At 48.7% G+C, this 310-nt stretch carries 1 protein-coding gene; it reads left to right on the plus strand.

The features are described 5' to 3' along the window. Window positions 1–158 precede the first annotated feature (158 nt). Window positions 159–310, plus strand: a 152-nt coding sequence (locus EZM41_RS14845; protein ID WP_446697850.1) for an aldolase/citrate lyase family protein, incomplete at its 3' end; no start/stop codon positions are given.

Below are 310 nucleotides of genomic sequence, written 5' to 3' on the forward strand. Positions count from 1 at the left end.
AGTTGAGTTGCGAACAGGCTAATACCCTATTCAACGCCCCTTCGAGTTCTCTTATATTGCTCGGTATATGTTGGGCTATAAATACGACCACATCGTCTGGGATGTCTAGTCCTCTCAAGGCGCCGCCATACCGACGGTTGGGGGATGCTTACGTCTATATGGCAACGCCAGATCCACTTTGCGCTCCTCTGTGGAAAGTGGTTAGAATTAACGATGTGTCTACTCCATGGTGGGAGGCGGATTTGATAGAGGTTGTTCCGGCAAATCCTGATGTGATTCGCTTGCCGAAAGTTGAGTCTACAGATGACAT

Origin of the sequence: Acetomicrobium sp. S15 = DSM 107314 (assembly GCF_016125955.1) — a bacterium.
Taxonomy (GTDB): domain Bacteria; phylum Synergistota; class Synergistia; order Synergistales; family Thermosynergistaceae; genus Thermosynergistes; species Thermosynergistes pyruvativorans.